The sequence below is a fragment of the Streptococcus mitis genome (genome assembly GCF_047464965.1).
GTDB lineage: Bacteria > Bacillota > Bacilli > Lactobacillales > Streptococcaceae > Streptococcus > Streptococcus mitis_DU.
In genome coordinates this window covers 1-3,765 of the sequence record NZ_JASHAT010000021.1, presented here as the reverse complement: position 1 = coordinate 3,765, position 3,765 = coordinate 1, and the positions used below count along the sequence as shown (strand labels likewise).

The window sequence follows — 3,765 nt, the reverse complement described above, 5'->3', positions numbered from 1 at the left end:
GTGACGGAAGATGGGGAAATTATCCATAGTAAAGGCGATAAGTTTTCAATGTTCCATACAATGACTTTATTAGAGAGAGAAGGAGCAGCCGAAAGAGTAGGCGAAAACTACGCTTGGAAATTAGTAGACAAGTACGGAGAAAACATTGCGTACGTTGAGATTCTTCCTTTCTTAGACAAAGAAACTGGACAAGAAAAAGGGCGTTTAGATTTCAATCCGAATAAAATCCAAAACTTTTTACAAGTCAGTTTAAAAGATTTTGTAAAACTCGTTTTTAAAAATCCACATTTTTCTCGTGCAGATATCGCTTGCGATATTCTGAACGTAGAAAATGATTATATAAATCAATATCGCATTGCGGATCCAATTTCATTCCGTCCGTATTACGGACAGGGAGGGAAGTTGGAGACGGCTTACTGGGGCGCTCGTTCATCAGAAAGGCAAGTACGTCTTTATAACAAGTTTTTAGAACAGACTAAAAAGAAAGAAGTTGTTCCAGCAGGAATCGAAACGTGGTGGAGATTAGAAATGCAGTTGCGTCGAGATAAGGCGAGCGACTGGGTTGAGGTCGCTTATGGTACATTAGACTCTTTCTATTCTCCGCATTTTATCCCAAAAACGTTTAGTTTTACGGAAAAAGCTACATTAGTAGGCTTGTTATCTGATAACAATTTATGGTCTGAAGCGTCTGATAAGACGCGGAAGAAGTACCGTAAATTGGCTAAACAGGTAGCAAAAGAGGATGAACTAACGCAACATTTAAAGGCAAGTTTTTCGGAAAATGTAGAGAAGTTGGATAAAGAGCTTAATAATTGGTTGCGTGGCATGACCGTGAATCGTGAAAATAGTGAGGTATAGATTAGAGAGAGTTTCGGCTCTCTTTTTTTCTTGCCGAAAATAGCGATAGCGTTCGGCAATCGCCTGAGTTTCCAGGCGACAGGAGCGAAAAAAGGAAAGGCGCCCAAAGCCTTTTCGCTGAGCGATAATTGTTTATACAGACATTTATGGATGTATAAACAATTATCTCATTCAGAATGAGATTATCTCTCAAAATCACGTTTTAGTTTTTTTGAAATCTGATTTTTTTATTTTGAAAAAAATGGCATAATAGTTATATAGAAAATTGATTGATGTGGAGTAAGTAAAACTAAGAGGAAAATAGAAATTTAAAAAATAAAAGAAGAAAAAAATTGAATTATGGTTCTAAATTAAAAAAGAAGAGGAAAAAAACGTAGCTAGCAAGCTAGGTTTTTTAATTAGCAAAAAAAATAGAATTTTAAAAAATTTAACTTTAAAAAAGAAAAAAGGAATGAATTAAAGAAAGGAAAAGAGAAAAGTTAAATAATAAAAGAATTGATTGCATGAGTCACAAACCGAATTTTTCAAGTAGTGTAGATTGTAGAGGTCATGGCATAGACCTATTAAAAATTGCTGATATTTGTCATAGCATAGACAAGCGTATCAAAAAAGTTGCTAGGAGGTAGGCGAACGGACTACCACGCGTTTTAGTTTGAACAGATTTGCATGATAGGAAAAATATCCTATTTAATTATTTAGAAAGGGGTCAATATGGCGAGTGAGAAAAAGAAAAGTCGCTGGGCGAAACAGCGTCGCTTGAAGAAAGAAAAAGAGCAAAAAGTTCCATCTTACAATAAGGTTGGTCAGGAGCGTTTAATGGAAATGTTTAGAGCAGGTTTTGGGAAAAGTCGTTCGCTTGATAAATTAAGGGGCGAAACTAAAAACAGAATCTATTCTAAACAGAGCTATCTTACCTATAAAAACCAATTCAGATATTTTTCTAACTGGGTCAAAGAAAAGCACCCTGAAGCTCATTCTATTGAAGAAGCTAGAATTTTAATAGACGAGTATCTGAAACATCTCATGGATCTTGATAGGTCAGCCTATTCAATATCAACGGCAAAAGCTGCTTTGGTTAAGGTTTTTCAAACCGATGCAACACAGGTAGTTGCTACACCAATCCGTAGACGTGCCGATGTGAAGCGGTCTAGATTTTCAGTCGATAGGGATAAACATATCTCTGATGAACTAGAACGTAGATTAAGCCAGTTCACGAGCGCTACAGGGTTGAGAAGAAAAGAAATGCTACAGATTGAAGCTGAAGATTTATTCTTTAACAATGGCAAACCGTATCTCAATGTAAATAAAGGGACTAAGAATGGTAAGACTAGAATTGCTGAAATTCATGGTGTCAGTGAAGCAGAAACTAAAATGCTAATTGAATTTATTCAATCAAAAAAAGGGCGACTCTTCCCAAAGTTGTCGCCACATTATGATAATCACTATTATCGGTCAGTATACGCCAAGCGTGTCTATGACCGATATGCAAGAAAAGAAAAAGACATACCTAAGAAAGAAAGGTATGTAATGCGAAAAGACCGAGCTGGCGAGGTACTAGACAAGTTGGCTATGGAGATAACAAGTAGAATGCTAGGGCATAGTAGAATAAATGTGATAGCTCAGAGCTATCTATATCACGATGAAAATTAAAAATTAAAATATTAGTCATAATCCCACTTCTGACGAGGTGGGATTTTTTTGTTAAAAAATGAACGGTTTTATGCCGAGAAAACTTTTGACAAAAAGCCTTGCAAGAGTATGCTGGAACGTGCCAGCCGAAAGGCTTTAGCGTTTCGGAAGGACACGGACGCAGTACGACCTGCAAGGGTTACTTATTGTCAAAAGGAAATTGGAATAAAAAGTGAGTTTTTTTATTGTAGAATACTTAGATTAGGAGTATAATGTATATAACATAACTACTAGGAGGCCATTGTATGAATAACGTTGTTTCTACTACACCAATTTCTGTGAGATTTAGTAAAGAGTTAAATTCTTTATTAAATGCTACGATTGAAGAAAATAATATAACAAAGACTGATTTTATTAGACAAGCTGTTGTAGAGAAAATTGAAGATATGTATGATATTAAGGTTGCTGATGAGGCTCATAAAGAATGGGTTGCTGCTGGCCAAAAAACTATCTCACATGAAGAAATGATGAAGCGCTATGGCTAAATATCAAGTTGAATATGCCGATACTTTTGACAAAGCAATGAAGAAGTTAGATCGAGGAGATCAACGTTTTATTATGAGATGGATCGATCAGCATCTACATAATGTCGATTTTCCAACTTCTCCAGGGAAAGTTCTAACGGGAAATTTTTCAGGCTATGTTCGTTTTAGGGTAGGAAATTATAGAATTATTGCTGAGGTAGATAATAGTAAGTTTGTGATTATGAATATGACAGTTGGTCATAGGTCAGAAGTCTACAAGATAAAAAAATTTTAATAGGAAGGTCAACAAAAAAAGAAAAACCGAGCGGGAACTCGGCTTTTCAGATGATGTGTTTTACAAAATTTTGTTGTAATTATTATAGCATGAACGAAGAAAAAAATCAATTATCGTTGCACGAAAATAGTATTTGTGTTACAGATGATGGAATTGAAAAACGTGAGTTTGGAGAGCAAAAAAATGTCATTAATGCTTTCCAAAATTTGACCGCCCTCTCTAACAGGCGGTCAAAGGGGCAAAATTTACCCCCCTCCTTTAAATTAAACTGGAGTATCGACAGAATTACGCTCGTCGGATTTTTAAATGAGTTTTCTTTTGAAACTACTTTTGTGACGGAAGATGGGGAAATTATCCATAGTAAAGGCGATAAGTTTTCAATGTTCCATACAATGACTTTATTAGAGAGAGAAGGAGCAGCCGAAAGAGTAGGCGAAAACTACGCTTGGAAATTAGTAG

General features: G+C 35.8%; 4 protein-coding genes and 1 pseudogene. All 5 read left to right on the top strand.

The genetic code is table 11. The annotated features are described in order from the left end of the window. Positions 1 to 858, top strand: an 858-nt coding sequence (locus tag QM408_RS09195; RefSeq protein ID WP_414374358.1) for a replication initiation factor domain-containing protein, incomplete at its 5' end; no start/stop codon positions are given. A gap of 711 nt (positions 859 to 1,569) precedes the next feature. Further along, positions 1,570 to 2,508: a hypothetical protein gene (locus QM408_RS09190; protein ID WP_414307113.1), complete on the top strand. Its 939-nt coding sequence runs from the start codon at positions 1,570 to 1,572 to the stop codon at positions 2,506 to 2,508. A gap of 284 nt (positions 2,509 to 2,792) precedes the next feature. Next, positions 2,793 to 3,032, top strand: coding sequence for a type II toxin-antitoxin system RelB family antitoxin (gene relB, locus QM408_RS09185; RefSeq protein ID WP_414307112.1), 240 nt, complete (start codon positions 2,793 to 2,795; stop codon positions 3,030 to 3,032). Continuing rightward, on the top strand, positions 3,025 to 3,306 hold the full coding sequence (locus QM408_RS09180; protein WP_414307111.1) for a type II toxin-antitoxin system RelE family toxin: 282 nt from the start codon (positions 3,025 to 3,027) through the stop codon (positions 3,304 to 3,306). The genes relB and QM408_RS09180 overlap by 8 nt, the downstream gene beginning before the upstream one ends. A gap of 89 nt (positions 3,307 to 3,395) precedes the next feature. Further along, positions 3,396 to 3,765, top strand: a pseudogene (locus tag QM408_RS09175) (hypothetical protein); the annotation flags it as partial.

Excerpts from the sequence above, each read along its gene's own strand:
- QM408_RS09190 (WP_414307113.1), top strand. The coding sequence starts at position 1,570 with ATGGCGAGTGAGAAAAAGAAAAGTCGCTGGGCGAAACAGCGTCGCTTG.
- relB (WP_414307112.1), top strand. The coding sequence starts at position 2,793 with ATGAATAACGTTGTTTCTACTACACCAATTTCTGTGAGATTTAGTAAA.
- QM408_RS09180 (WP_414307111.1), top strand. The coding sequence starts at position 3,025 with ATGGCTAAATATCAAGTTGAATATGCCGATACTTTTGACAAAGCAATG.